Source organism: Streptomyces sp. NPDC088810, from assembly GCF_044750305.1.
In the GTDB taxonomy this organism is placed as follows: domain Bacteria; phylum Actinomycetota; class Actinomycetes; order Streptomycetales; family Streptomycetaceae; genus Streptomyces.
On sequence record NZ_JBIVJQ010000004.1, the window covers coordinates 221,230 to 245,816 of the forward strand.

Here is a 24,587-nt window from a genome sequence, read left to right on the forward strand (position 1 = left end):
GCCGTTCCGCGCAGTTCCGCGGACGCCCCCCTGCGACGGCGCCCCAGCCCACTCGGCGCCCTACGCCGGCCGGAGATGGACGATGTCCCCCGCACCCACCGGCTCCCGTACCCCCACCCGCCGACGCCGGCCGCGGGACGCATGGCCGTTCGCGCAGTTCCCCGCGCCCCATCGGGGCGCTCGTAGCTGCGGGCAGCGCCGGCACCCGCGCCGGCACAGCCGTACCCCTACGCCGGCCGGAGATGGACGATGTCCCCCGCACCCACCGGCTCCTGCACCCCCTCCTCCGTGGCGATGATCAAGCGGCCGTCGCCGTCCAGTGCCACGGCCTCGCCCACCACCGCCCGCTCCCCCGGCAGCTCCGCCCGCACCATGCGGCCGAGCGTGGCGCAGCCGGCCGTGTACGTCTCCTGGAGGCCGCTCACCGAGGGGTCGCCGCCCGCGGCCCGCCACCGCCCGTACCAGTCCTCCAGCGACCGCAGCACCGCACGCAGCAGCGGATCCCGGTCCGTGCCCAGCGCCCCGGCCAGCGCGAGGGAGCCCGCCTGCGGGACGGGGAGTTCGTCCGCCCGCAGGGTGACGTTGATGCCCACGCCGACGACGACGCCGTCCGTACCGGCCCGCTCGGCGAGGATCCCCCCGGCCTTGCGCTCCTCCCCGCCGACGGTGACCAGCAGGTCGTTCGGCCACTTGAGTGCCGTGTCGACGCCCGCCGCCCGGGACAGCCCGGTCGCCACCGCCACGCCCGTCAGCAGCGGCAGCCACCCCCAGCGGGCCACCGGCACCTCGGCGGGCTTCAGCAGCACGGAGAAGAACAGACCCGAGCGCGGCGGCGCGGTCCAGCGGCGGTCCAGCCGGCCCCGGCCGGCCGTCTGCTCCTCCGCCACCAGCACCGCCCCCTCGCCGGCCTTCCCCTCGGCGGCCCGCGCGGCGAGGTCGGAGTTGGTGGAGCCGGTCCGCTGCACCACCTCGATCTCGCGGTACAGGCCCCCCTCCCGGACCAGCCCGCGCCGCAGTGCCGCGGCGTTCAGGGGCGGACGGTCCAGGTCGGACCAGCGGCTGTCGTCTGATGGATTCTGCGGCGTCATGCAAGCCACCCTAGGTGTGGTAAACGACGCACTGCTGATCCGTAGGGCCGCCACTACTCTACGGATGAGTAACCGTCCCCCCTTTTGAGCAGGCAGGGAGCCGCATCCCGATGTCCGAGCCGGAAGAGATCGACATTCACACGACCGCGGGCAAGCTGGCGGATCTCCAGCGCCGCATCCACGAGGCGACGCACGCCGGCTCGGAACGCGCCGTCGAGAAGCAGCACGCCAAGGGCAAACTGACGGCCCGTGAGCGGATCGAACTGCTGCTCGACGACGGTTCCTTCGTCGAGCTGGACGAGTTCGCCCGGCACCGCTCCACCAACTTCGGGCTGGAGCAGAACCGGCCGTACGGGGACGGGGTCGTCACCGGGTACGGAACCGTCGACGGCCGCCCGGTCGCCGTGTTCTCGCAGGACTTCACCGTCTTCGGCGGGGCGCTGGGCGAGGTCTACGGCCAGAAGATCGTCAAGGTCATGGACTTCGCGCTGAAGACCGGCTGCCCGGTCATCGGCATCAACGACTCCGGCGGCGCCCGCATCCAGGAGGGCGTCGCCTCCCTGGGCGCGTACGGCGAGATCTTCCGCCGCAACACCCACGCCAGCGGTGTCATCCCGCAGATCTCGCTGGTCGTCGGGCCCTGCGCGGGCGGCGCGGTCTACTCCCCGGCCATCACCGACTTCACGGTCATGGTCGACCAGACCTCGCACATGTTCATCACCGGTCCGGACGTCATCAAGACCGTCACCGGCGAGGACGTCGGCTTCGAGGAGCTGGGCGGCGCCCGCACCCACAACACCGCCTCCGGCGTGGCCCACCACATGGCCGGCGACGAGAAGGACGCCATCGAGTACGTCAAGCAGCTGCTGTCGTACCTGCCGTCCAACAACCTCTCCGAGCCCCCGGTCTTCCCGGAGGAGGCGGACCTCTCCGTCGGCGACGAGGACCGCGAGCTGGACACCGTGGTGCCGGACAGCGCCAACCAGCCGTACGACATGCACACGGTGATCGAGCACGTCCTGGACGACGCGGAGTTCTTCGAGACCCAGGCCCTGTTCGCGCCGAACATCCTCACCGGGTTCGGGCGGGTCGAGGGCCACCCGGTGGGCGTGGTCGCCAACCAGCCGATGCAGTTCGCCGGCTGCCTCGACATCACGGCGAGCGAGAAGGCCGCCCGCTTCGTGCGGACCTGCGACGCCTTCAACATCCCGGTGCTGACCTTCGTGGACGTGCCCGGCTTCCTGCCCGGCGTCGGCCAGGAGCACGACGGCATCATCCGGCGCGGCGCCAAGCTGATCTACGCCTACGCCGAGGCCACCGTCCCGCTCATCACCGTCATCACCCGCAAGGCCTTCGGCGGCGCGTACGACGTCATGGGCTCCAAGCACCTGGGTGCCGACCTCAACCTGGCCTGGCCCACCGCCCAGATCGCCGTCATGGGCGCCCAGGGCGCGGTCAACATCCTGCACCGCCGCACCATCGCCGAGGCCGAGGCGAGCGGTGAGGACGTCGAGGCGGTCCGGGCGCGGCTGATCCAGGAGTACGAGGACACTCTCCTCAACCCCTACGTCGCGGCCGAGCGAGGCTACATCGACGCCGTGATCATGCCGTCCGACACCCGGGCCCACATCGTGCGCGGCCTGCGTCAGCTGCGCACCAAGCGGGAATCCCTGCCCCCGAAGAAGCACGGCAACATCCCCCTCTAGGTCCCCCGCCAAGCCCTGCCGACCCTGGGAGCGGTCATGAACATCAAGGTCGTACGAGGCAATCCGACCCCGGAGGAGCTGGCCGCCGCCCTGGCGGTGGTCCGCGTCCGCGCCGCGGCGGCAGCGGCAACGCCGTCCGGCGCGGAGGGCCCGAGGGACGCGTGGTCCGACCCGTCGAGGATCGCGGCGGCCCGGGTCCCCAGCCCGGGCCCGGCATCCTGGACCCGCACGTACTGGCCGAGCTGAGCGAATCCGTCGTCACCGGGCGCCGACTTGAGTAGCAGTACTCAGGCGCCCGACCCCACCCCAGCCGCACGCTGGACGAGTGCTGTGGTCAGACCCTGAAGACGAGCCGCCGGAAGAACTGCGCGACATGCAGAACATGCTTCGGCGGCTCGGCTTCCTCATGGCTCTGGCCATGGTCCTGTTCATGATCGTGATCGGGCTGAGGTGAGCCGGGCGGCACAGCCTGACTAACCTGGCCGCATGACTGCCAAACGCCGCAGGCGACTCGTGCTCGCCTCCCAGTCCCCCGCCCGGCTGGCCCTGCTCCGGCAGGCCGGTCTCGCCCCCGAGGTGATCGTCAGCGGTGTCGACGAGGACGCCGTCACCGCGCCCACCCCGGCGGAGCTGGCGCTCGCCCTGGCCGAGGCGAAGGCGTCGGTCGTGGCGGCGAAGCCGGAGGTGCAGGGCGCCCTGGTGATCGGCTGCGACTCGGTGCTGGAGCTGGACGGGCAGGCGCTCGGCAAGCCGGCCGACGCCGAGGAGGCCACCGCCCGCTGGAAGTCCATGCGCGGGCGGGCCGGAGTGCTCCAGACGGGCCATTGTGTGTGGGACACGGAGGCCAAGCGGTACGTGTCGGCGACCGCCTCCACCGTCGTCCGGTTCGGCGAGCCCAGCGACGAGGAGATCGCCGCCTACGTGGCCTCCGGGGAGCCGCTGCACGTCGCCGGCGCGTTCACCCTGGACGGCCGTTCGGCGCCGTTCATCGAGGGCATCGACGGCGACCACGGCAACGTGATCGGCATCAGCCTGCCCCTGGTCCGCAGGCTCCTCGGGGAACTGGGCGTGGGCATCACGGAGTTGTGGTCGCCGGAAGGGTGATCTGGGCGGGGACGGAGTCCTGGGGCTCCTCGTCCCCGTCCTGCGGTTCGTCCGTACGGCTCACCGGCGCGCCCGCGCCGGCTGGACTCGCGCCCGGCTCCGGCCGCGCGGCCGGTCCCTCGCCCTGCCCCGGCACGCCGTCGCCGGCCGCCGGGCTCTCCGGGCCACCCGTACGGTCGTACGTCATCAGGAGCAGCACGATCAGCCCGAGTACGGCCACCATGAACAGGAACGCCGTCCAGCCGACCAGGCCCCAGGCGAACGCGCCGAGCAGGCCGTGCACGACGGCCGCGCTGATCAGCAGGACGCGGCCGACGCCGGCCGGGGCGCGGTCGCGTACCGCGACGAGCACGGCCACCAGCGCGCACAGGGCGAAGTAGAGGCCGAAGACCACCCCGCCGGCCTTCGAGGACGTCGACATGACGTCCGGGTCGAGGCCGGCCAGGGACATGTCCTGCCGGTCGACGACCACTCCGAGGAACCAGTTCAGCGCGGCGATGAGGACGGCCTCCGCCAGGAGGACGACCGCCACGACCCATGCCACCGGTCTGCGCACCACCGGGCCCCACCCACTCTCACACCGACAGCCTGTTACCTCGGGTTCGTTCGAGACAGCGCGAACGCTACTAACGGGTAAACCGGGGGACAAGGGTTCGGGCGGCAGCAAAGAATCATTGGGCCATTCGTAGGGACTCGACAAAGAATCAGAGTGGGCCGCAGCACGCCCTCACAGAGACCTTGGCCACATGACAGGGCTAGGGTTTTCCGAAGGAGTCCTGCGTACCGTGGTGCGACAAGGGCTTTCGCGGGTCGAGCGAGCCTCGCATCACGCTCCGTGTGGGCAAGCTCACCACTGGGGACGGGTCGAAGTGCCGTGTCGGCAGTCCCTAAACTCGGCTTGTTTCAAGGAGGGAGCCTCAATCGTGCGCAAGGTGCTCATCGCCAACCGTGGCGAAATCGCTGTCCGCGTGGCCCGGGCCTGCCGGGACGCCGGGATCGCGAGCGTGGCCGTCTACGCCGACCCGGACCGGGACGCTCTGCATGTCCGCGCCGCGGATGAGGCGTTCGCCCTGGGCGGTGACACTCCGGCCACCAGTTATCTGGTCATCGACAAGATCTTGAACGCGGCGCGCGAGTCCGGCGCGGACGCCGTCCATCCGGGGTACGGCTTCCTTTCGGAGAACGCCGACTTCGCGCAGGCGGTCCTGGACGCGGGCCTGATCTGGATCGGCCCGCCGCCGCAGGCCATCCGCGACCTGGGTGACAAGGTCGCCGCCCGGCACATCGCCCAGCGCGCCGGCGCGCCGCTGGTCGCCGGTACGCCCGACCCGGTGAGCGGCGCCGACGAGGTCGTGGCCTTCGCCCGGGAGCACGGCCTGCCGATCGCGATCAAGGCTGCCTTCGGCGGCGGCGGCCGCGGTCTGAAGGTCGCCCGGACCCTGGAAGAGGTCCCGGAGCTGTACGAGTCGGCGGTGCGCGAGGCGGTGGCCGCCTTCGGCCGCGGCGAGTGCTTCGTCGAGCGCTACCTGGACCGTCCGCGGCACGTGGAGACCCAGTGCCTGGCCGACAAGCACGGCAACGTGGTCGTCGTCTCCACCCGTGACTGCTCCCTGCAGCGCCGGCACCAGAAGCTGGTGGAGGAGGCCCCGGCGCCGTTCCTGTCCGAGGAGCAGGTCGCCGAGCTGTACCGCGCCTCCAAGGCCATCCTGAAGGAGGCCCGCTACGAGGGCGCGGGCACCTGTGAGTTCCTGGTCGGCCAGGACGGCACGATCTCCTTCCTGGAGGTCAACACCCGTCTCCAGGTCGAGCACCCGGTGACCGAGGAGGTCGCCGGCATCGACCTGGTCCGCGAGATGTTCCGCATCGCCGACGGCGAGGAGCTGGGGTACGACGACCCGGTGCTGCGCGGACACTCGTTCGAGTTCCGGATCAACGGCGAGGACCCGGGCCGCAACTTCCTCCCGGCCCCCGGCACGGTCACCCGGTTCGACCCGCCGTCCGGTCCCGGCGTCCGCCTGGACGCGGGCGTGGAGTCCGGCGCGGTCATCGGCCCGGCGTGGGACTCCCTGCTGGCCAAGCTGATCGTGACGGGCCGTACCCGCAAGGAGGCCCTGGAGCGGGCCGCCCGCGCGCTGGACGAGTTCCAGGTCGAGGGCATGGCGACGGCGATCCCCTTCCACCGCGTGGTGGTGCGGGACCCGGCGTTCGCTCCGGAACTGACCGGCTCCGCCGACCCCTTCACGGTCCACACCCGCTGGATCGAGACGGAGTTCGTCAACGAGATCAAGCCGTTCGCCGCTCCGGCCGACGCCGAGGCGGAGGAGGAGCTGGGCCGCGAGACGGTCGTCGTCGAGGTCGGCGGCAAGCGCCTGGAGGTCTCCCTCCCGTCCTCGCTCGGCATGTCCCTGGCCCGCACGGGCCTTGCGGCCGGTGCCAAGCCGAAGCGCCGCGCGGCGAAGAAGTCCGGTCCGGTCGCCTCCGGCGACACCCTCGCGTCGCCCATGCAGGGCACGATCGTCAAGATCGCCGTCGAGGAGGGCCAGGAGGTCAAGGAGGGCGACCTGGTCGTCGTCCTGGAGGCCATGAAGATGGAACAGCCTCTCAACGCCCACAAGGCGGGCACCATCAAGGGCCTGACCGCCGAGGTCGGCGCCTCCATCACCTCGGGCGCCGCGATCTGCGAGATCAAGGACTGACCCGCTCCACCATCCCCAGCCACGCCCGGCGGCCACTCCTCACGGCCCGCCGGGCGTGGCGTTTGCGGGCTCGTACGGGCTGGGCCGATCGGCGGAACGATTCACCGTCAGGTGGGTGATGTGGTCGAGCGGTTCAGGGGAGCCGCGGGGGTGCTTCGCCCTCCCGGCGCCCTCCCTGCTGCCAGGGCCGCCGGCCGGGCGGGCACCCGGGCGCGCCCCCCGACGGTCGCCTGCACGTCGTACCGCCCGCCGTGGTGCGCCGGTGAACCGGCGGCACCGGCGGCCCGCGGGACGGCGCGTCACCCGCCCCGCGCCCGTGCCGTCGTCATCGGCGGCGCAGGTCGGCTACGCGGCCGCGGTCGGGGGATGCCGGGTCGCCCAGGCCCGTGGCGGAGCGCAGGGGGGAGGAGCCGGGTACGTGGCCGCGTCGTGGTCCCGGCAGGGGGGCGCGGCGGCCCGCCGGGACCTGGTCACCCCCCGGGCTTCCGCTCGCCCCCGCGACGGCGATCTGCACCCCCTGGTCGGCGAGCGCCTGCAACTCCGTGGCGGCCCGGTCGTCGTGGACGGGTGGCTCGTCGGTGACCAGCCGGGTGATGAGGTCCGTCGGCACGGTCTGGAACATCGTGTCCGTGCCGAGCTTGGTGTGGTCGGCGAGGACCACGACCTCCGCGGCGGCCTGGACGAGGGCCCGGTCGACGGATGCCGAGAGCATGTTGGAGGTGGACAGGCCGCGTTCGGCCGTCAGGCCGCTCCCGGAGAGGAAGGCCTTCGACACCCGCAGGCCCTGCAGGGACTGCTCGGCGCCGGAGCCGACGAGGGCGTAGTTGGACCCGCGCAGGGTGCCCCCGGTCATCACGACCTCCACCCGGTTGGCATGGGCCAAGGCCTGGGCGACCAGGAGGGAGTTGGTGACGACCGTCAGGCCCGGCACGCGCGCCAGGCGGCGGGCCAGCTCCTGCGTGGTCGTACCGGCCCCGACCACGATCGCCTCGCCTTCTTCGACGAGGCCCGCCGCGAGGTCGGCGATGGCCGTCTTCTCGGCGGTCGCGAGATGCGATTTCTGCGGAAAGCCGGACTCCCGCGTGAAACCGCCCGGCAGTACCGCACCGCCGTGCCGGCGGTCGAGGAGTCCTTCTGCCTCCAGTGCGCGCACGTCCCGCCGTACGGTCACTTCGGAGGTCTGGACGACGCGGGCGAGTTCACGGAGCGACACGGCACCGTTCGCTCGCACCATTTCGAGGATCAATTGGCGACGTTCAGCAGCGAACACGAAACTGACAGTAACCCCAGCGACCGTCTGGTTTCAGCAGTTTGCGCCGAATAACAGAAGTTGTTCGCATGGCAGGGCGGGAAGTGGTATAGGACCTACCCGCCCCGACTATGCCGCCCGCATGCGCGGCAACTCCCCGTCACCAGCGGGAAGTCGACCGGCCCCGTCAGCCCTCCGCGCTCGCCTTGCGGGTGTGCAGCTGCCGGGCGACCTCCGCGATCGACCCCGAAAGGGAGGGGTACACCGTGAACGCGTTCGCGATCTGTTCGACCGTCAGATTGTTGTCGACGGCGATCGAGATGGGGTGGATCAGTTCCGAGGCGCGGGGGGCCACGACGACACCGCCGACGACGATGCCGGTGCCGGGCCGGCAGAAGATCTTCACGAAGCCGTCCCGGATGCCCTGCATCTTGGCGCGCGGGTTGCGCAGGAGGGGCAGCTTGACGACCCGCGCGTCGATCTTGCCCGCGTCCACGTCCGCCTGTGTGTAGCCGACCGTCGCGATCTCCGGGTCGGTGAAGACGTTCGAGGAGACCGTCTTCAGGTTCAGCGGGGCCACCGCGTCGCCCAGGAAGTGGTACATGGCGATACGTCCCTGCATGGCGGCGACGGAGGCCAGGGCGAACACGCCGGTCACGTCACCGGCCGCGTACACGCCGGGCGCAGTCGTGCGCGAGACCTTGTCGGTCCAGATGTGCCCGGACTCGCGCAGCTTGACCCCGGCCTCCTCCAGACCCAGTCCCGCGCTGTTCGGGACGGCGCCGACGGCCATCAGGCAGTGCGAGCCGCTGATGACCCGGCCGTCGGCCAGCGTCACCTCGACCCGGTCGCCGACGCGCTTGGCGGACTGCGCGCGGGAGCGGGCCATGACGTTCATGCCACGGCGGCGGAAGACGTCCTCCAGGACGGCGGCGGCGTCCGGGTCCTCGCCCGGCAGCACGCGGTCGCGGGAGGAGACGAGCGTGACCTTGGACCCGAGGGCCTGGTAGGCGCCGGCGAACTCGGCACCGGTGACGCCCGAGCCGACCACGATCAGCTCTTCCGGCAGCTCGGTGAGGTCGTAGACCTGGGTCCAGTTCAGGATGCGCTCGCCGTCGGGCTGGGCGTCGGGCAGCTCGCGCGGGTGACCGCCGGTGGCGATGAGGACGGCGTCGGCGGTGAGGGTCTCCTCGGCGCCGTCGGCGGCGGTGACGATCACCTTGCGGGAGCCGTCGAGGGCCTGCATGCCGTCCAGCCGGCCGCGGCCGCGCATGACCCGGGCGCCGGCGCGGGTGACGGAGGCGGTGATGTCGTGCGACTGGGCGAGCGCGAGCCGCTTCACCCGGCGGTTGACCTTGCCGAGGTCCACACCGACCACCCGGGCCGCCTGCTCCAGCGGCGGGGTGTCGTCGGCGACGATGATGCCGAGCTCTTCGTACGACGAGTCGAAGGTCGTCATGACCTCGGCCGTAGCGATAAGGGTCTTCGACGGCACGCAGTCGGTCAGCACCGACGCTCCGCCCAGACCGTCGCAGTCGACGACGGTCACCTCCGCGCCGAGCTGAGCGGCGACCAGCGCCGCTTCGTATCCGCCGGGTCCGCCACCGATGATCACGATCCGAGTCACGTACTCCATTGTCCCGCACGCTTCAAGGTGCTACTGCCCGGGGGCGCCGCCGGGTCGCTCCCGGGGCGTCCGAGGCGTGCGGTACGCCTGCCGTACCCTCTGTGCATGTCGCTCTATGCCGCGTACGCCGGCAACCTCGACGCGCGCCTGATGTCCCGCCGCGCCCCGCACTCCCCGCTGCGCGCCACCGGGTGGCTGAACGGCTGGCGGCTGACCTTCGGCGGCGAGCAGCTCGGCTGGGAGGGCGCGCTGGCGACGATCGTCGAGGACCCGCTGGCGCAGGTCTTCGTCGGCCTGTACGACATCGCCCCCATGGACGAGGAGTCGCTGGACCGGTGGGAGGGCGTGGGGCTGCAGATCTACCGCCGGGTACGCGTGCGCGTGCACACGCTGGACGGTGAGGAGCCGGCCTGGGCGTACGTCCTCAACGCCTACGAGGGCGGACTGCCGTCGGCGCGGTACCTGGGCGAGGTCGCCGACGCGGCGGAGTCGGCGGGGGCGCCGCACGACTATGTGATGGAACTCCGCAAGCGCCCCTGCTGACCCGGCACCGCGCCGTCTGCCTCCTCTTTTCCTCCCCTTTCGCCCCGCGTTTGTGGAAACCGACAAGACAACGGACCCAAACCCGTGGGCTCTGTCATCTACGCGCGTAGGCGAAGACCGGTTACCCTCATCGGCGTGAACGCATCTCTTCTTCCGGACGACATCCAGGGCGACCCCTACGCCGCCGCCGACGCCGCCGCCGCGCGCCTGCGCGCCCTCACCGGCGCCGAGACCCACGACGTCGCCCTCGTGATGGGCTCCGGCTGGGCTCCGGCCGTCGACGCCCTGGGCGCGCCCGACGCCGAGTTCCAGGTCACCGAGCTGCCCGGCTTCCCGCCGCCGGCCGTCGAGGGCCACGGCGGAAAGATCCGCTCGTACTCCTTCGGTGACAAGCGCGCCCTGGTCTTCCTGGGCCGCACCCACTACTACGAGGGCCGTGGCGTCGCCGCCGTCGCCCACGGTGTGCGCACCGCCGTGGCGGCCGGCTGCAAGACCATCGTGCTCACCAACGGCTGCGGCGGTCTGCGCGAGGGCATGCGCCCCGGCCAGCCGGTCCTGATCAGCGACCACATCAACCTGACGGCGACCTCCCCGATCGTCGGCGCCAACTTCGTCGACCTGACGGACCTGTACTCGCCGCGCCTGCGCGCCCTGTGCAAGGAGATCGACCCCACGCTGGAGGAGGGCGTCTACGCCCAGTTCCCCGGCCCGCACTACGAGACCCCGGCCGAGATCCGCATGGCCCGCGTCATCGGCGCGGACCTCGTGGGCATGTCCACGGTCCTCGAGGCGATCGCCGCCCGCGAGGCCGGCGCGGAGGTCCTCGGCATCTCCCTGGTCACCAACCTGGCCGCGGGCATGACCGGCGAACCCCTCAACCACGAGGAGGTCCTCCAGGCCGGCCGCGACTCGGCCGCCCGCATGGGCGAACTGCTGGCCCAGGTACTGGGCCGCATCTGAGCGGAGGCCGGACTGAGGCTCGACGGCCCGGCCGAGTACGACGCGGTGCTGCGGTCCGGCTGAGCCGGGCGCGGTTCGCCTGTCTGACAGAGTCCAGCGCGGTACGACGGCCAAGCTGAGCCGACGCGGTACAGCGGCCAGCCGAGCCGGACACGGATCGGCTGCCTGGCTGCGCGCGGCGTCGGTCGCGGTCGGACTGACCGCGCGCGGTTCGTGGTCCGACTGAGTGCGGCGCGGTACGACAGCCAAGCCGAGCCGGACACGGATCGGCTGTCTGGCTGGGCGCGGCGCGGCTGAGCCGGAGACGGTTCGGCGGTCTGGCAGAGCGCGGCGCCGCGCGGCGGCCGAGCTGAGCCGGGCGCGGCTCTGCGGCCTGGCTGAGTGCGGCGCGGTCTCGGGGCCGGGCTGAGCCGAGCCGGCGTGCCGCGGCGGTCGGGCGGGGTCCGCTGCGGTCCTGCGGAGCGCGTGCCGTGGCAGGGTGCGGTAGCGCGCGGGCCGAGCCGGGCACAGTGCTGGGACCGGGTCAGCGTGACGCGTGGCGGTGGGTACGCCGAGCGGGACGCGGTACGGCTGAGCGCTGAGCAGGACGCGGTACCGCAGGGATGCTGAGCGGGTGCGGTGCCGTGATGGTGGGGCGCCCGCTCGTTCGCCCTCCAGCCGAGGGAGTCGGGTGGCTGGGCACATCAGGCAAACACAGGAGAGGTTGATCCCAAGGTGCACGACGATCTCATCGCCCGGGCCAAGGCCTGGCTCGCCGAGGACCCGGACCAGGAGACCCGCGACGAACTGGCCAAGCTGATCGAGGCCGGTGACACGGCGGAGCTGTCCGCCCGCTTCAGCGGCACGCTCCAGTTCGGCACCGCCGGCCTGCGAGGCGAACTCGGCGCGGGCCCGATGCGCATGAACCGCAGCGTCGTCATCCGCGCCGCCGCCGGCCTCGCCGCGTACCTGAAGAAGCAGGGCCACACCGACGGAGTCGTCGTCATCGGCTACGACGCCCGCCACAAGTCCGCCGACTTCGCCCGCGACACCGCCGCCGTGATGACCGGCGCCGGCCTGCGCGCCGCCGTACTCCCCCGCCCGCTGCCCACCCCCGTCCTGGCCTTCGCGATAAGGCACCTCGGCGCGGTCGCGGGCGTGGAGGTCACCGCCAGCCACAACCCGCCCCGGGACAACGGCTACAAGGTCTACCTCGGCGACGGCTCCCAGATCGTCCCGCCGGCGGACGCGGAGATCGCCGCCGAGATCGACGCGATCGCCTCCCTGCACGACGTACCCCGTCCGGACGCCGGCTGGGAGACCCTGGACGACGCGGTCCTGGACGCCTATCTGGCCCGTACGGACGCCGTCCTGGCCGCCGGTTCCCCCCGCACCGCCCGCACGGTCTACACGGCCATGCACGGCGTCGGCAAGGACGTCCTGCTGGCGGCCTTCGCCCGCGCCGGCTTCCCCGAGCCGGTGCTGGTCGCCGAGCAGGCCGACCCGGACCCGGACTTCCCGACGGTCGCCTTCCCGAACCCGGAGGAGCCGGGCGCGATGGACCTGGCGTTCGCGCAGGCCCGCACCACCGACCCGGACCTCGTCATCGCCAACGACCCGGACGCCGACCGCTGCGCCGTGGCCGTCAAGGACGGCGGCGACTGGCGGATGCTGCGCGGCGACGAGGTCGGCGCGCTGCTCGCCGCCCACCTGGTGCGCCGCGGCGCCCGGGGCACCTTCGCGGAGTCGATCGTCTCCTCCTCCCTGCTCGGCCGGATCGCCGAGAAGGCGGGGCTGCCGTACGAGGAGACGCTGACCGGCTTCAAGTGGATCGCCCGCGTCGACGGCCTGCGCTACGGCTACGAGGAGGCCCTCGGCTACTGCGTGGACCCGGAGGGCGTGCGCGACAAGGACGGCATCACCGCCGCGCTGCTGATCACGGAGCTGGCGTCCGTGCTGAAGGAGGAGGGCCGTACCCTCCTCGACCTGCTCGACGACCTCGCCGTGGAGCACGGCCTGCACGCCACCGACCAGCTGTCGGTCCGCGTCCAGGACCTCTCGCTGATCGCGGACGCGATGCGCCGGCTGCGCGAGCAGCCGCCGACCGAGCTGGCCGGCCTGCCCATCGTCCGGGCCGAGGACCTGACCCGGGGCACGGAGAAGCTGCCGCCCACGGACGGCCTGCGCTACACCCTGGACGGCGCCCGGGTCATCGTCCGCCCCAGCGGCACCGAGCCCAAGCTGAAGTGCTACCTGGAGGTCGTCGTGCCGGTCTCCGCGCACGCCGGTCTGCCGGCCGCCCGCACCCGCGCGGCCGAGCTGCTGACGGCCGTCAAGCGCGACCTGTCGGCGGCCGCCGGCATCTGAGGTTCCGACGCCGCCGGGGCGCCCCCAGGGGTGCCCCGGCGGCGGACCGTCAGGGCAGGAACACCAGCGCCGCCGTCCAGACGAGCTCCAGCACCAGCGCCAGCGGCCACAGTGGCCGGCCCCGCTGCCCGTCCTCGGCGGGTACCGACGGCCGCAGCGCAGGGGTGCGCCACAGGGCGATGATCTCGCCGGCGGCCCGCTCGTGCGGGTGCAGGAGCCGGAACCTGCGCTCCAGCCAGGGCCAACGGGGCGCGTGCGCCGACCAGGCGGTGAACGAGGCCCGCCGGCTGTCCACCGTAAGCTCGGTGCCCTTGCACTCGACGGTCCTGATCTCGTCCCAGGGGAGGTGCCGGGGCCCGCGCAGCCCGTTGAACCACAGCCCCTCACGGTCCGCCGTGACCCGCCAGGCGAGCCAGTGGGGCAGCCACAGCGCACCGACGAAACCGGCGACGGCAACGAGCGCGTAGCGCCACCCGCCGGTCTCCCCCCAGAAGAGGCTGCCGGCCCAGAGCACCAGCAGCAGCGCGCAGAGCCGGTCCAGCACACCCGCCCGCCACTGCCGTACGCCCGCCGGGGCCCCGCCGGCCGCCTCCGCGCCCCGGGCGACGGTCTCCCCGGCCGACCGGCGCAGCTCCGCGTACGCCGTCCGCCGGGCCGTCCGGCGCGTCTCCCGGGCCAGTGCGCGCCGTACGGACGCGTCGGACAGGGGCCGTACGGGTCCCGACGACCGTTCGCACACCGGTGGCCGGTCCGCCTCCTCGGCGGCCGTGACCAGCAGGATCTCGGCGCCGTCGCAGGGCACGCCGTACAGCACGGCCTCCCGCAGCGGCCCCGGCCCCTCCCGGTCGAGCCGCGCCAGGAGCGCCTGCGCCTCTTCCTCGTCGTCCGCCGCCGGGTCGCCGTCCCGGGTCTCCGTGACTGCGACCCGGAACAGGGGGCGCAGCCCGGCCGTGTCGTCGGCGGCGAACACCTCGGTGTCCCCGTCGGCGCCCTCGCGGACGAGCACCCGGAGGACGGGCGCCGGCGCGGCACGCAGGGCGGTGGCCCGGCGGCGGCCCAGGAGCCCGGAGACCAGTGCGGTCAGGCCCTGGCCCGCCACCAGCCAGGCGAGCGCCGGCACCGCCCGCGCCGCCTGGGCCGAGGTGAGCACGACCGCGCCGGTCCCGAGGGCGAGCAGGACGGCCCCGGCCACGATCAGGAACCGGCCGCGCGGCAGGGGCAGGCCGGCGTCCGGCAACGGGGCGGTGACCCCGTCGGCCGCCTCCTCGGCCCGCTCCCGCTGCCGGCGCCGTGCCACCAGCCGCAGCACGGCCGCGGCCCAGACCAAGGCCAGGACGGCCACGACGGCCGCCGTCTCCGGCCGGCCCGTGTCCGGCCGCAGGACGACCAGCAGTACCGCGAGCACCGGCGCCGACACCGGCACGATCTCCGGGCGCACGCACAGCCACAGCGCGTGCAGCGCCGCCAGCGCGGCGGCCCACGGCTCCCATCCGGCGGGCAGCACCAGCAGTCCCGTGACCGCCACGGCGGTGCACAGCGCGGTCAGCAGGTGTCCGTTCCCGGACGGCAGGGGCACCCGGCGCGGCGGCAGCGCGCCGAGCCAGCGGCGGGCCTGCTCCCCGCTCCAGGCAGGGCCGCCGTCGGGCACGGGCAGGGCGGAAGCGGGCAGCGGCAGCAGCCGTCCGGGGGTCGTACTCATCGCTTTCCAGACACTAGGCAGGGGTGAACGGCTGGATCACCCCCGGCTGCGGCACGCTACGGCAGCCGCACCCGGCCGGAAAGGGCCGTCCTTCGCTCCCCAGCCACCGGAAAGGCCCCCGCCGTCACCCCACGGCCAGCAGGATCCCCAGCAGCACCGCGCCGGCGACCGCGGGTGCCGCCACCTCGTACGCCCACCGCACGGTGACCTCGCCCTGTGCCGACTCGGCCTCCCCCTGGCGCTCCAGCAGTTCCCTCAGGTCGTCCATGACCTGGTCGGTCTCCGCGCGGGTCGGCCCGGTGTCCGGTCCGCGCAGGCTGAACCCGCCGAGGCCGAGGCCGCTGGGGCCGAGCGCGCCGCCCCGGCTGCCCGGTGTCACACCGCGGGCCGCGTCGGCCGCCGCCCGCTGCTGCCGGCGGGCCGCCTTCTTGCGGGCGCGCAGCGAGACGGGGACGGCCCACAGCTGGTACTTGGTGCCGGACTTGGCGACGACCTCGTTGGAGTAGCCGGAGCGCAGGGTGGCGACCTCGCCCCAGGGCAGGGTGATGACCCGGAACGGGTTGCGGACGCGCAGCCGGTCCTCGCCCGCGAAGACCGCGGGGCGGAGCGTGAAGGCGACGACCAGCGGCACGATGAGGATCATCCCGGCCAGCGCCAGCCAGGGGGTCCGGCCGTGGCCCTTGACCAGGGCGTCGAAGCCCAGCCAGAGGACGACCAGGAGCAGCAGCACGCCGCCCGCCAGCCCCAGGGGCGAGCGGTAGATCCGGTCCTTGGCGGCGGGCGCCGGGGGCGGTGACGCGGGTGACGGGTGGTCCGGGGTGGTCATGGCCCGATTCTGCACGACACCGTCGGCGGTGCGGCCAGGCGCCCTGGAACCGGCGCTCATCCGTGATCTCGGCACCCAGGACGAGCAGCGGGGGTGTACAGCCGCTACGCGCGTAGATATGCTCGTCTGGTGACCATGCCCACTACCGCACCCACAGCTCACGCTCTCTCGGACGTCACCGCGTCCGACAGCACGCTGCGCCGTTTCCTCCACGGGCTGCCCGGCGTCGACGCGGTCGGCCTGGAGTCGCGCGCCGCGTCTCTCGGCACCCGTTCCATCAAGACCACCGCGAAGGCGTACGCCATCGACCTCGCCATCTCGATGGTCGACCTGACGACGCTGGAAGGCGCGGACACCCCGGGCAAGGTCCGGGCGCTCGGCGCCAAGGCGGTCCACCCCGACCCCACGGACCGTACGACCCCCACGACGGCCGCGGTCTGCGTCTACCCCGACATGGTGGCCGTCGCCAAGGAGGCCGTCGCCGGTTCCGGCGTCAAGGTCGCCTCCGTCGCCACCGCCTTCCCGGCCGGCCGTGCCGCGCTCGACGTGAAGCTGGCCGACGTGCGGGACGCCGTCGCCGCCGGCGCCGACGAGATCGACATGGTCATCGACCGGGGCGCGTTCCTCGCCGGCAAGTACCTGAAGGTGTACGACGAGATCGTCGCCGTGAAGGAGGCCTGCGGGGACAGCGCCCGCCTGAAGGTCATCTTCGAGACCGGCGAGCTGTCGACGTACGACAACATCCGCCGCGCCTCCTGGCTCGGCATGCTGGCCGGCGCCGACTTCATCAAGACCTCCACCGGCAAGGTCGCGGTGAACGCGACCCCGGCCAACACCCTGCTGATGCTGGAGGCGGTCCGCGACTTCCGGGCCCAGACCGGCGTCCAGGTCGGCGTCAAGCCGGCCGGCGGCATCCGCACCACCAAGGACGCGATCAAGTTCCTGGTGCTGGTCAACGAGACGGCGGGCGAGGACTGGCTGGACAACCACTGGTTCCGCTTCGGCGCCTCCTCGCTCCTGAACGACCTGCTGATGCAGCGCCAGAAGCTGGCCACCGGCCGCTACTCCGGTCCCGACTACGTGACGGTGGACTGATCCCCCATGGCTTTCGAGTACGCACCCGCCCCCGAGTCCCGCGCGATCGTCGACATCGCGCCCTCCTACGGCCTGTTCATCGACGGTGAGTTCGCCGAGGCCGCCGACGGCAAGGTCTTCAAGACCGTCTCGCCGTCCACGGAGGAGGTCCTCTCCGAGGTCGCCCAGGCGGGCGCCGAGGACGTCGACCGTGCGGTGAAGGCGGCCCGCAGGGCGTTCGAGAAGTGGTCGGCGCTGCCCGGCTCCGAGCGCGCCAAGTACCTGTTCCGCATCGCCCGGATCATCCAGGAGCGCAGCCGTGAGCTGGCCGTCCTGGAGACGCTGGACAACGGCAAGCCGATCAAGGAGACCCGCGACGCGGACCTCCCGCTGGTCGCCGCGCACTTCTTCTACTACGCGGGCTGGGCCGACAAGCTCGACCACGCCGGCTTCGGCGCAAACCCGCGGCCGCTCGGCGTGGCCGGCCAGGTCATCCCCTGGAACTTCCCCCTCCTCATGCTGGCGTGGAAGATCGCCCCGGCCCTCGCGACCGGCAACACGGTCGTGCTGAAGCCGGCGGAGACCACCCCGCTGTCCGCCCTGTTCTTCGCGGACATCTGCCGCCAGGCCGGGCTGCCCAAGGGTGTCGTCAACATCCTTCCGGGCTACGGCGACGCGGGCGCCGCGCTGGTCGCGCACCCGGACGTGAACAAGGTGGCGTTCACCGGCTCCACGGCAGTGGGCAAGGAGATCGCCCGCACGGTCGCGGGCACGCGCAAGAAGCTCACGCTCGAACTGGGCGGCAAGGGCGCGAACATCGTCTTCGACGACGCCCCCGTCGACCAGGCCGTCGAGGGCATCGTCACCGGCATCTTCTTCAACCAGGGCCAGGTCTGCTGCGCGGGCTCCCGGCTCCTGGTCCAGGAGTCGATCCAGGACGAGCTGCTGGACTCCCTCAAGCGCCGCCTGTCCACGCTGCGCCTCGGCGACCCGCTGGACAAGAACACCGACATCGGTGCGATCAACTCGGCCGAGCAGCTGGCCCGGATCACCGCGCTGGCCGAGCAGGGCGAGGCGGAGGGCGCCGAGCGCTGGTCGCCGGCCTGCGCCCTCCCCGAGAGCGGCTACTGGTTCGCCCCGACGCTGTTCACGAACGTCACCCAGGCCCACACCATCGCCCGCGACGAGATCTTCGGCCCGGTGCTGTCGGTCCTCACCTTCCGCACCCCGGACGAGGCGGTCGCCAAGGCGAACAACACCCAGTACGGCCTCTCGGCCGGCATCTGGACCGAGAAGGGCTCGCGCATCCTGGCCGTCGCGAACAAGCTGCGCGCCGGTGTCGTCTGGTCCAACACGTTCAACAAGTTCGACCCGGCCTCGCCCTTCGGCGGCTACAAGGAGTCGGGCTTCGGCCGCGAGGGCGGCCGCCACGGCCTGGAGGCGTACCTCGATGTCTGACCGACTGTCTGTCTTCAAGACCTACAAGCTGTACGTCGGCGGGAAGTTCCCGCGTTCCGAGAGCGGCCGGGTGTACGAGGTGCAGGACTCGAAGGGCAAGTGGCTGGCCAACGCTCCCCTGTCCTCCCGCAAGGACGCCCGTGACGCGGTCGTGGCCGCGCGCAAGGCGTTCGGCGGCTGGGCCGGCGCGACCGCCTACAACCGGGGCCAGGTCCTCTACCGCGTCGCGGAGATGCTGGAGGGCCGCAGGGAGCAGTTCGTCCGGGAGGTGGCGGACGCGGAGGGCCTGTCGAAGTCGAAGGCGGCCGCGGTCGTGGACGCCACGATCGACCGCTGGGTCTGGTACGCCGGCTGGACCGACAAGATCGCCCAGGTGATCGGCGGCGCCAACCCGGTCGCGGGCCCGTACTTCAACCTTTCCTCCCCCGAGCCGACCGGCGTGGTCGCGGTCCTGGCCCCGCAGGAGTCGTCCTTCCTCGGCCTGGTGTCGGCGGTGGCGCCGGTGATCGCCACCGGCAACACGGCGGTCGTGGTCGCCTCCGAGAAGGCCCCGCTGCCGGCCCTGTCCCTGGGCGAGGTGCTGGCCACCTCCGACGTCCCGGGCGGTGTGGTCAACGTGCTGTCCGGCCGGACGGCGGAGATCGCGGCGCCGCTCGCCGCGCACCAGGACGTCAACGCGATCGACCTCGCGGGCGCGGACGAGGAGCTGGCGAAGGAGCTGGAGATCGCGGCGGCCGACAATCTGAAGCGGGTGCTGCGTCCACAGGCTGTGGATTACTTCGAGACGCCGGGGACCGAGCGGATGACGGCGTTCCTGGAGACGAAGACCGTGTGGCACCCGACGGGGTCGTTGGGCGCGTCGGGCTCTTCCTACTGACGGGATCCCGGGTGGGGAACTGCTGCGGTTCGCCGGCTGCGGGTTCGCAGCGGCTCGTCGCGCAGTTCCCCGCGCCCCTCCGGGGGCGCTGTCAGTGGCCCAGGGCCTCGAGGGCCTGTCCCAGCACCGGCATGCTGCCCACGGACGGCGCTTGGGCCACGGGGCGGGTCAGCGTCTGGGAGCCGACCGGCTTGAAGTCGGCCAGCTGGGTGCCCACCCCGTTGTCCAGCGGGTCCACGCCCGTGCCCGCGAGCGGGTTGGGCTTGAGGGCGGCGACCGGGCCGGTGACGTAGTGGACCATGCCCGTCGTGGCGCGCAGGCCCGACTGCGGGTCGATGCGGCCGACGTCCATGGGGCGGTGGTTGACGCCCAGACCGGCGGGGATCGAGTCGGCGGACGCCGTGGCCGCGCCCGCGCCCAGGGCCGCTCCGGCGGCCACCAGGGTGATCAGGGCGCGCTGCGCGGCGGGGTGCTCGGGAGAGGTGTGTCGGGCCATCGCTGGTGCCACCTTCTGGTGCGCAGGGTAAGAGGATCGACACACAGGGTAGTTGAGGTGAGACTCACGCTCAAAAGCCGACCCGCGGGGTCGGCAGGGCGCCCCCGATGCGTCAAACTGGTGTTCCGTGAGCCTTCATCCTCCGGTCCCCGCCCGTGTCGTGCTGCTGTGCGGCCCTTCGGGCTCGGGCAAGTCACTCGTCGCCGCCCGCTCCGGGCTCCCCGTGCTGCGCCTGGACGACTTCTACAAGGAGGGTGACGACCCGACTCTGCCCCTGGTGCAGGGGAGTTCGGACATCGACTGGGACCACCCGGAGTCGTGGGACGCGGACGTCGCGGTCGAGGCCATCACCCGGCTGTGCGCGACGGGTTCGACCCCGGTGCCGGTGTACGACCTCTCGCTGAGCGCCCGCACCGGCGAGGAGACCCTGCACATCGGCCGTACCCCGCTCTTCATCGCGGAGGGCATCTTCGCCGCGGAGATCGTCGAGCGCTGCCGGGACCTGGGCGTGCTGGCGGACGCGCTGTGTCTGACCCGCGGCCCGGTCACCACCTTCCGGCGGCGCTTCCTGCGCGATCTGAAGGAGGGCCGCAAGTCGGTGCCGTTCCTGCTGCGCCGCGGCTGGCGGCTGATGCGGGCCGAGCGCGCGATCGTCGCCCGCCAGGTGTCCCTCGGCGCGCATCCGTGCGACCGGGACGAGGCGCTGGGCCGGCTGGCGGCAGCGGCGACGGGCCGGCGGGTACGGCAGGAGACGGCGGCGTAACGCCCGTACGCACGGCAACGGGACCGGCAGGGCCCCCCGGCCTGCCAGTCCCGTTCCCGTTCTTCCCCCGTTCCCCCGTTCCCCCGAAGGCCCACCCCCCAGTGGTCCCCCGTGTTTCCCCCGTTGCTCCCCCGTTTCCCCCCGGCCTTCAGGCGACGAGCTCGCCGAAGGCGTCCTCCTGGTCACGGCCGAAGCTGAGGACCTCGTCCTCGCGCAGCCGGCGCAGCGAACGCCAGATGCTCGACTTCACCGTGCCGACACTGATGCCGAGGATGTCCGCGATCTCCGGGTCCGTGCGGCCCTCGTAGTAGCGCAGGACCAGCATGGTGCGCTGGAGTTCGGGCAGCCGGGCCAGCGCCTGCCACAGGACCGCGCGCAGCTCGGTGCCGCGCATCGCGTCCGTCTCTCCGGGCGTCTCCGGCAGTTCCTCGGTCGGGTACTCGTTGAGCTTGCGGCGCCGCCAGGCGCTGATGTGCAGGTTGGTCATGGTGCGGCGGAGGTATCCGCCGACCGCCGCCTTGTCGCTGATCCGGTCCCACGCCTTGTACGTCGAGAACAGCGCGCTCTGCAGCAGGTCCTCGGCCTCGAAGCGGTCACCGGTCAGGTGGTAGGCGGTGGCGTACAGGGAGGCGCGGCGCTCCTGGACGTAGGCGGTGAACTCCGCCTCGGTCAGCGAACGACGCTCCCCCGGGTCCTCCCCGTACGCGGCTCCCCCGTGAGTTTCCCCCCGTGCGTCAACCACCGTCATGTAGGCGGTGTGCTGACGCCCGGTGCCGCGAGCGCACCCCCGCCCGCTCACGGCACCGGACTTCTCGGATCCCCGGTGCACGTCGTGCAGACGCGTGACCACTGCGCTGGTGCTGATGCTGTGCAGCGTGTTCATCTCGCGCTCCCCGTCGTGGACTTCCGGTGATTCGGTCTTGCCGGGCCGGTCTCCGGCTCCCCCGTCCGGCCCGTGCCCAAAAGACTGCCGGGGTGACTTCATCGCCGTGTCCGCCGACTGTCACAGACCTGTCACAGGGGTCCGGCCCAGGCGCGTCACAGACGGTGCACAGGTGACGACGGTAGGGACGGCCTGGTGCCGGCAGGTCGTACGGCGGCCCCTCCATGGGCCAGAATGAGCCCGTGCCTTCCCTGTTGCTGATCGAGGACGACGACGCCATCCGTACGGCCCTGGAGCTCTCCCTGACGCGCCAGGGACACCGGGTGGCCACCGCTGCCAGCGGCGAGGACGGTCTGAAGCTGCTGCGCGAACAGCGGCCGGACCTGATCGTGCTGGACGTGATGCTGCCCGGCATCGACGGGTTCGAGGTGTGCCGGCGCATCCGGCGCACGGACCAGTTGCCGATCATCCTGCTGACCGCGCGCAGCGACGACATCGACGTCGTGGTCGGCCTGGAGTCGGGCGCCGACGACTATGTCGTCAAGCCGGTGCAGGGACGGGTGCTGGACGCCCGGATCCGGGCCGTGCTGCGGCGCGGCGAGCGCGAGTCCAGCGACTCGGCGGCCTTCGGCAACCTCGTCATCGACCGGTCGGCCATGACCGTCACGAAGAACGGCGAGGACCTCCAGCTGACCCCGACCGAGCTGCGGCTGCTGCTGGAGCTGAGCCGGCGGCCCGGTCAGGCGCTGTCCCGGCAGCAGCTGCTGCGGCTGGTGTGGGAGCACGACTACCTCGGTGACTCGCGCCTGGTCGACGCCTGTGTGCAGCGGCTGCGCGCCAAGGTCGAGGACGTGCCGTCGTCCCCGACGCTGATCCGTACCGTCCGTGGTGTCGGCTACCGCCTGGACGCGCCTCAGTGACCGATACGCAAGGGGGGCTGCGCGGCTGGGCCGCGGGGCGCAAGGGAAGTCTGTCGCGGCTGCGGTTCACCAGCCTCCGGCTGCGCCTGGTGGTGGTCTTCGCGCTGGTCGCGCTCACCGCCGCGGTGTCGGCGTCGGGCATCGCCTACTGGCTCAACCGGGAGGCGGTGCTCACCCGCGCCCAGGACGCGGTGCTGCGCGACTTCCGGCAGGAGATGCAGAACCGCGCCGGCGCGCTGCCTGAGCATCCGACACAGGACCAGTTGCAGCGTGCCGCGGGCCAGATGGCCGCCAGCAGCCAGCGTTTCAGCGTGCTGCTGGTCGCCGAGGACGCCGACGGCAAGACGGTGTACGGCAACTCGGGCGGCATCAACGGCTTCGCCCTGGAGGACGTGCCCGAGTCGCTGCGCGCCGCCGTGACCAAGCGGCAGAAGGTGACCGGCACCAACAAGGAGCCGTACCACCTGTACTGGCAGCGGGTCGTGGACCACGGCACGCCCTACCTGGTGGCCGGTACGCGCGTGATCGGCGGCGGTCCCACGGGCTACATGGCGAAGTCCCTGGAGCCGGAGGCCAAGGACCTCAACTCGCTGGCCTGGTCGCTGGGCATCGCCACCGGGCTCGCGCTGATCGGGGCCGCGCTGCTCGCGCAGGCCGCCGCCACAACCGTGCTGAAGCCGGTGCACCGGCTCGGGGTGGCCGCGCGGCGGCTCGGCGAGGGCAGGCTGGACACCCGGCTTCGGGTCTCCGGCACCGATGAACTCGCCGACCTGTCCCGGACGTTCAACAACGCGGCCGAGGCGCTGGAGCAGCGGGTCGCGGAGATGGCCGCGCGGGACGAGGCGTCCCGCCGGTTCGTCGCCGACATGTCGCACGAGCTGCGCACGCCGCTCACCGCCATCACCGCCGTCACGGAGGTGCTGGAGGAGGAGCTGGAGGCGGAGACCGGGAGCATGGACCCGATGATCGAGCCGGCCGTCCGGCTGGTGGTCAGCGAGACCCGGCGGCTGAACGACCTCGTCGAGAACCTGATGGAGGTCACCCGCTTCGACGCGGGCACCGCCCGGCTGGTCCTGGACGACGTCGACATCGCCGACCAGATCACCGCCTGCATCGACGCCCGCGCCTGGCTGGACGCGGTCGAGCTGGACGCCGAGCGCGGCATCCACGCCCAGCTGGACCCGCGCCGCCTGGACGTCATCCTCGCCAACCTGATCGGCAACGCGCTCAAGCACGGCGGCTCGCCGGTGCGGGTGTCGGTCCGGGAGACGGACGACTCGATCGAGATCCAGGTCCGCGACCACGGCCCCGGCATCCCGGAGGACGTCCTCCCGCACGTCTTCGACCGCTTCTACAAGGCGAGCGCCTCCCGGCCGCGCTCCGAGGGCAGCGGGCTCGGCCTGTCCATCGCCCTGGAGAACGCCCACATCCACGGCGGCGAGATCACCGCGGCCAACTCCCCGGAGGGCGGCGCGGTGTTCACGCTGCGGCTGCCACGGGACGCCTCACGGCTCACCGAGGAGGGCGGCGGGGACGCCGAGGACAGCAGGACCGACACGGACAGTTCAGGAGAGGAGGGGTCATGACCGTACGACGGCTGCTGGCGCTGCCCCTCCTGGGCGTGCTGCTCACCGGCTGCGGCATCCGGGCCACGGAGGTGCCGACCGACTTCGGGGCGGCGCCCTCCCGGGTGCCGTGTTCGCTGGCCGGGCCCGACGAGTCCGTGCAGTCCGCGCACGGGGTGCCGGTTCAGGTCTTCCTGCTGTGCGGGGCGTCCCTGGTGGCCGTCGACCGGACCGTGCCGGTCCCGGAGGGCACCGCGGACGCCCGGCGCCGGGTGATCGTGGCGCAGGGGCTGCTGGACCAGCTCGCCAAGCAGCCCTCGCCCGCGGAGCGCTCCGCGGGCTATACGACGTACGTACCGGGCGGCCTCGGGGTGACCGGACCCCGCCCGAAGGACCCCGAGGAGACCCTGCGCCTGAGCACGGCGCCCTCGCGTCTCACCTCCTACGCGCTGGCCCAGCTGGTGTGCACCCTGTCCGACTCGGCGGCGACCGAGGACGACGGCTCGGTCATCCTGGGCGGCCCCGCCCCGGACCCCCTGCGCCGCTACGAGTGCACGGACGAGCTCCGCGACCACCCGGGCAGCACCCAGCCACCGTCCAGCGAGGTGACCACCTAGCTGCGGGCGGTCGTGCCGCTCCGCCGCGGCACGGGGCCCAGGGCAAAAGCTTCCGTGGCGGAACCAATCACGCCGGCCCCCGCGTCTAGG

At 72.6% G+C, this 24,587-nt stretch carries 23 protein-coding genes; 15 read left to right on the plus strand and 8 right to left on the minus strand.

The window, feature by feature from the left end:
* Nucleotides 1-227: 227 nt before the first annotated feature.
* Nucleotides 228-1,088 (minus strand): biotin--[acetyl-CoA-carboxylase] ligase, encoded by an 861-nt coding sequence (locus tag ACIP4Y_RS15575; RefSeq protein WP_358643308.1) that lies wholly within the window; start codon nucleotides 1,086-1,088, stop codon nucleotides 228-230.
* Nucleotides 1,089-1,198: 110 nt separating this feature from the next.
* On the opposite strand from ACIP4Y_RS15575, the gene ACIP4Y_RS15580 reads away from it, so the two are divergent.
* From ACIP4Y_RS15580 to ACIP4Y_RS15595, 4 genes are all read left to right on the plus strand, one after another.
* Nucleotides 1,199-2,794: an acyl-CoA carboxylase subunit beta gene (locus tag ACIP4Y_RS15580; protein WP_401393008.1), complete on the plus strand. Its 1,596-nt coding sequence runs from the start codon at nucleotides 1,199-1,201 to the stop codon at nucleotides 2,792-2,794.
* 36 nt (nucleotides 2,795-2,830) lie between these two features.
* Entirely contained in the window at nucleotides 2,831-3,040 is a 210-nt protein-coding gene (locus ACIP4Y_RS15585; RefSeq protein WP_401393011.1) for an acyl-CoA carboxylase epsilon subunit, read from the plus strand.
* A gap of 79 nt (nucleotides 3,041-3,119) precedes the next feature.
* Complete coding sequence (gene mmpB / locus ACIP4Y_RS15590) at nucleotides 3,120-3,248, plus strand: morphogenic membrane protein MmpB (protein ID WP_401393014.1); 129 nt, start codon at nucleotides 3,120-3,122, stop codon at nucleotides 3,246-3,248.
* A 32-nt stretch (nucleotides 3,249-3,280) separates the two neighbouring features.
* Nucleotides 3,281-3,898 carry a Maf family protein gene (locus ACIP4Y_RS15595; RefSeq protein WP_401393017.1) on the plus strand — a complete coding sequence of 206 codons (618 nt, stop codon included), beginning with the start codon at nucleotides 3,281-3,283 and terminating at the stop codon, nucleotides 3,896-3,898.
* On the opposite strand, the gene ACIP4Y_RS15600 is transcribed toward ACIP4Y_RS15595, so the two are convergent.
* Nucleotides 3,870-4,442 (minus strand): hypothetical protein, encoded by a 573-nt coding sequence (locus ACIP4Y_RS15600; RefSeq protein ID WP_401393020.1) that lies wholly within the window; start codon nucleotides 4,440-4,442, stop codon nucleotides 3,870-3,872. The two genes, ACIP4Y_RS15595 and ACIP4Y_RS15600, sit on opposite strands and share 29 nt — an antisense overlap.
* A gap of 379 nt (nucleotides 4,443-4,821) precedes the next feature.
* Here ACIP4Y_RS15600 and ACIP4Y_RS15605 point away from each other — a divergent pair, with 379 nt between their 5' ends.
* Nucleotides 4,822-6,594, plus strand: a complete 1,773-nt coding sequence (locus ACIP4Y_RS15605; RefSeq protein ID WP_401393023.1) for an acetyl/propionyl/methylcrotonyl-CoA carboxylase subunit alpha — start codon at nucleotides 4,822-4,824, stop codon at nucleotides 6,592-6,594.
* Between the two features lie 325 nt (nucleotides 6,595-6,919).
* Here ACIP4Y_RS15605 and ACIP4Y_RS15610 read toward each other — a convergent pair whose 3' ends face one another.
* Nucleotides 6,920-7,864, minus strand: a complete 945-nt coding sequence (locus ACIP4Y_RS15610; RefSeq protein WP_401393026.1) for a DeoR/GlpR family DNA-binding transcription regulator — start codon at nucleotides 7,862-7,864, stop codon at nucleotides 6,920-6,922.
* Nucleotides 7,865-8,030: 166 nt separating this feature from the next.
* The gene (locus tag ACIP4Y_RS15615) at nucleotides 8,031-9,479 is read right to left on the minus strand and encodes an NAD(P)H-quinone dehydrogenase (RefSeq protein WP_401393029.1); all 1,449 of its coding nucleotides are present in this window, start codon (nucleotides 9,477-9,479) and stop codon (nucleotides 8,031-8,033) included.
* Nucleotides 9,480-9,575: 96 nt separating this feature from the next.
* On the opposite strand from ACIP4Y_RS15615, the gene ACIP4Y_RS15620 reads away from it, so the two are divergent.
* The 3 genes from ACIP4Y_RS15620 to ACIP4Y_RS15630 all read left to right on the plus strand — a co-directional run bounded on the left by ACIP4Y_RS15620 (nucleotide 9,576) and on the right by ACIP4Y_RS15630 (nucleotide 13,319).
* Nucleotides 9,576-10,013 (plus strand): gamma-glutamylcyclotransferase, encoded by a 438-nt coding sequence (locus tag ACIP4Y_RS15620; protein WP_030345780.1) that lies wholly within the window; start codon nucleotides 9,576-9,578, stop codon nucleotides 10,011-10,013.
* 135 nt (nucleotides 10,014-10,148) lie between these two features.
* Nucleotides 10,149-10,973 (plus strand): purine-nucleoside phosphorylase, encoded by an 825-nt coding sequence (locus ACIP4Y_RS15625; protein ID WP_401393032.1) that lies wholly within the window; start codon nucleotides 10,149-10,151, stop codon nucleotides 10,971-10,973.
* A gap of 714 nt (nucleotides 10,974-11,687) precedes the next feature.
* Nucleotides 11,688-13,319: a phospho-sugar mutase gene (locus ACIP4Y_RS15630; RefSeq protein ID WP_401393035.1), complete on the plus strand. Its 1,632-nt coding sequence runs from the start codon at nucleotides 11,688-11,690 to the stop codon at nucleotides 13,317-13,319.
* A gap of 49 nt (nucleotides 13,320-13,368) precedes the next feature.
* On the opposite strand, the gene ACIP4Y_RS15635 is transcribed toward ACIP4Y_RS15630, so the two are convergent.
* Nucleotides 13,369-15,018 (minus strand): hypothetical protein, encoded by a 1,650-nt coding sequence (locus ACIP4Y_RS15635; RefSeq protein ID WP_401393038.1) that lies wholly within the window; start codon nucleotides 15,016-15,018, stop codon nucleotides 13,369-13,371.
* 124 nt (nucleotides 15,019-15,142) lie between these two features.
* Nucleotides 15,143-15,844, minus strand: a complete 702-nt coding sequence (locus ACIP4Y_RS15640; protein WP_401393041.1) for a PH domain-containing protein — start codon at nucleotides 15,842-15,844, stop codon at nucleotides 15,143-15,145.
* Between the two features lie 135 nt (nucleotides 15,845-15,979).
* On the opposite strand from ACIP4Y_RS15640, the gene deoC reads away from it, so the two are divergent.
* Genes deoC through ACIP4Y_RS15655 form a run of 3 tightly spaced genes read left to right on the plus strand, consistent with a single transcriptional unit; the run spans nucleotide 15,980 to nucleotide 19,253 of the window.
* Entirely contained in the window at nucleotides 15,980-16,939 is a 960-nt protein-coding gene (gene deoC / locus ACIP4Y_RS15645; protein WP_401393926.1) for a deoxyribose-phosphate aldolase, read from the plus strand.
* A 6-nt stretch (nucleotides 16,940-16,945) separates the two neighbouring features.
* Nucleotides 16,946-18,376: an aldehyde dehydrogenase family protein gene (locus ACIP4Y_RS15650; RefSeq protein ID WP_401393044.1), complete on the plus strand. Its 1,431-nt coding sequence runs from the start codon at nucleotides 16,946-16,948 to the stop codon at nucleotides 18,374-18,376.
* Nucleotides 18,369-19,253: an aldehyde dehydrogenase family protein gene (locus ACIP4Y_RS15655; RefSeq protein ID WP_358642158.1), complete on the plus strand. Its 885-nt coding sequence runs from the start codon at nucleotides 18,369-18,371 to the stop codon at nucleotides 19,251-19,253. The genes ACIP4Y_RS15650 and ACIP4Y_RS15655 overlap by 8 nt, the downstream gene beginning before the upstream one ends.
* A gap of 91 nt (nucleotides 19,254-19,344) precedes the next feature.
* On the opposite strand, the gene ACIP4Y_RS15660 is transcribed toward ACIP4Y_RS15655, so the two are convergent.
* Nucleotides 19,345-19,749: a hypothetical protein gene (locus ACIP4Y_RS15660; RefSeq protein ID WP_358642156.1), complete on the minus strand. Its 405-nt coding sequence runs from the start codon at nucleotides 19,747-19,749 to the stop codon at nucleotides 19,345-19,347.
* A 127-nt stretch (nucleotides 19,750-19,876) separates the two neighbouring features.
* Here ACIP4Y_RS15660 and ACIP4Y_RS15665 point away from each other — a divergent pair, with 127 nt between their 5' ends.
* Nucleotides 19,877-20,512, plus strand: coding sequence for a uridine kinase (locus ACIP4Y_RS15665; protein WP_401393048.1), 636 nt, complete (start codon nucleotides 19,877-19,879; stop codon nucleotides 20,510-20,512).
* A 148-nt stretch (nucleotides 20,513-20,660) separates the two neighbouring features.
* Here the strand turns inward: ACIP4Y_RS15665 and ACIP4Y_RS15670 are convergent, their stop codons facing one another.
* On the minus strand, nucleotides 20,661-21,395 hold the full coding sequence (locus tag ACIP4Y_RS15670) for a SigE family RNA polymerase sigma factor (RefSeq protein ID WP_401393051.1): 735 nt from the start codon (nucleotides 21,393-21,395) through the stop codon (nucleotides 20,661-20,663).
* Between the two features lie 242 nt (nucleotides 21,396-21,637).
* On the opposite strand from ACIP4Y_RS15670, the gene afsQ1 reads away from it, so the two are divergent.
* The 3 genes from afsQ1 to ACIP4Y_RS15685 are packed head-to-tail and all read left to right on the plus strand — an operon-like array spanning nucleotide 21,638 to nucleotide 24,497.
* A complete protein-coding gene (gene afsQ1, locus ACIP4Y_RS15675) occupies nucleotides 21,638-22,315 on the plus strand; it encodes a two-component system response regulator AfsQ1 (RefSeq protein ID WP_189888718.1) in 678 nt (225 codons plus the stop codon).
* Nucleotides 22,312-23,901 carry an ATP-binding protein gene (locus ACIP4Y_RS15680; RefSeq protein ID WP_401393054.1) on the plus strand — a complete coding sequence of 530 codons (1,590 nt, stop codon included), beginning with the start codon at nucleotides 22,312-22,314 and terminating at the stop codon, nucleotides 23,899-23,901. Before afsQ1 ends, ACIP4Y_RS15680 begins: the two co-directional genes overlap by 4 nt.
* Nucleotides 23,898-24,497 (plus strand): hypothetical protein, encoded by a 600-nt coding sequence (locus ACIP4Y_RS15685; protein ID WP_401393057.1) that lies wholly within the window; start codon nucleotides 23,898-23,900, stop codon nucleotides 24,495-24,497. The genes ACIP4Y_RS15680 and ACIP4Y_RS15685 overlap by 4 nt, the downstream gene beginning before the upstream one ends.
* Nucleotides 24,498-24,587 lie beyond the last annotated feature (90 nt).

Coding starts and splice junctions, on each gene's coding strand:
- ACIP4Y_RS15580 (WP_401393008.1), top strand. CDS start 1,199: ATGTCCGAGCCGGAAGAGATCGACATTCACACGACCGCGGGCAAGCTG.
- ACIP4Y_RS15635 (WP_401393038.1), bottom strand. CDS start 15,018: ATGAGTACGACCCCCGGACGGCTGCTGCCGCTGCCCGCTTCCGCCCTG.
- ACIP4Y_RS15620 (WP_030345780.1), top strand. CDS start 9,576: ATGTCGCTCTATGCCGCGTACGCCGGCAACCTCGACGCGCGCCTGATG.
- ACIP4Y_RS15595 (WP_401393017.1), top strand. CDS start 3,281: ATGACTGCCAAACGCCGCAGGCGACTCGTGCTCGCCTCCCAGTCCCCC.
- ACIP4Y_RS15640 (WP_401393041.1), bottom strand. CDS start 15,844: ATGACCACCCCGGACCACCCGTCACCCGCGTCACCGCCCCCGGCGCCC.
- ACIP4Y_RS15650 (WP_401393044.1), top strand. CDS start 16,946: ATGGCTTTCGAGTACGCACCCGCCCCCGAGTCCCGCGCGATCGTCGAC.
- ACIP4Y_RS15655 (WP_358642158.1), top strand. CDS start 18,369: ATGTCTGACCGACTGTCTGTCTTCAAGACCTACAAGCTGTACGTCGGC.
- deoC (WP_401393926.1), top strand. CDS start 15,980: ATGCCCACTACCGCACCCACAGCTCACGCTCTCTCGGACGTCACCGCG.
- ACIP4Y_RS15585 (WP_401393011.1), top strand. CDS start 2,831: ATGAACATCAAGGTCGTACGAGGCAATCCGACCCCGGAGGAGCTGGCC.
- ACIP4Y_RS15575 (WP_358643308.1), bottom strand. CDS start 1,088: ATGACGCCGCAGAATCCATCAGACGACAGCCGCTGGTCCGACCTGGAC.
- ACIP4Y_RS15685 (WP_401393057.1), top strand. CDS start 23,898: ATGACCGTACGACGGCTGCTGGCGCTGCCCCTCCTGGGCGTGCTGCTC.
- ACIP4Y_RS15670 (WP_401393051.1), bottom strand. CDS start 21,395: ATGAACACGCTGCACAGCATCAGCACCAGCGCAGTGGTCACGCGTCTG.
- ACIP4Y_RS15660 (WP_358642156.1), bottom strand. CDS start 19,749: ATGGCCCGACACACCTCTCCCGAGCACCCCGCCGCGCAGCGCGCCCTG.
- ACIP4Y_RS15615 (WP_401393029.1), bottom strand. CDS start 9,479: ATGGAGTACGTGACTCGGATCGTGATCATCGGTGGCGGACCCGGCGGA.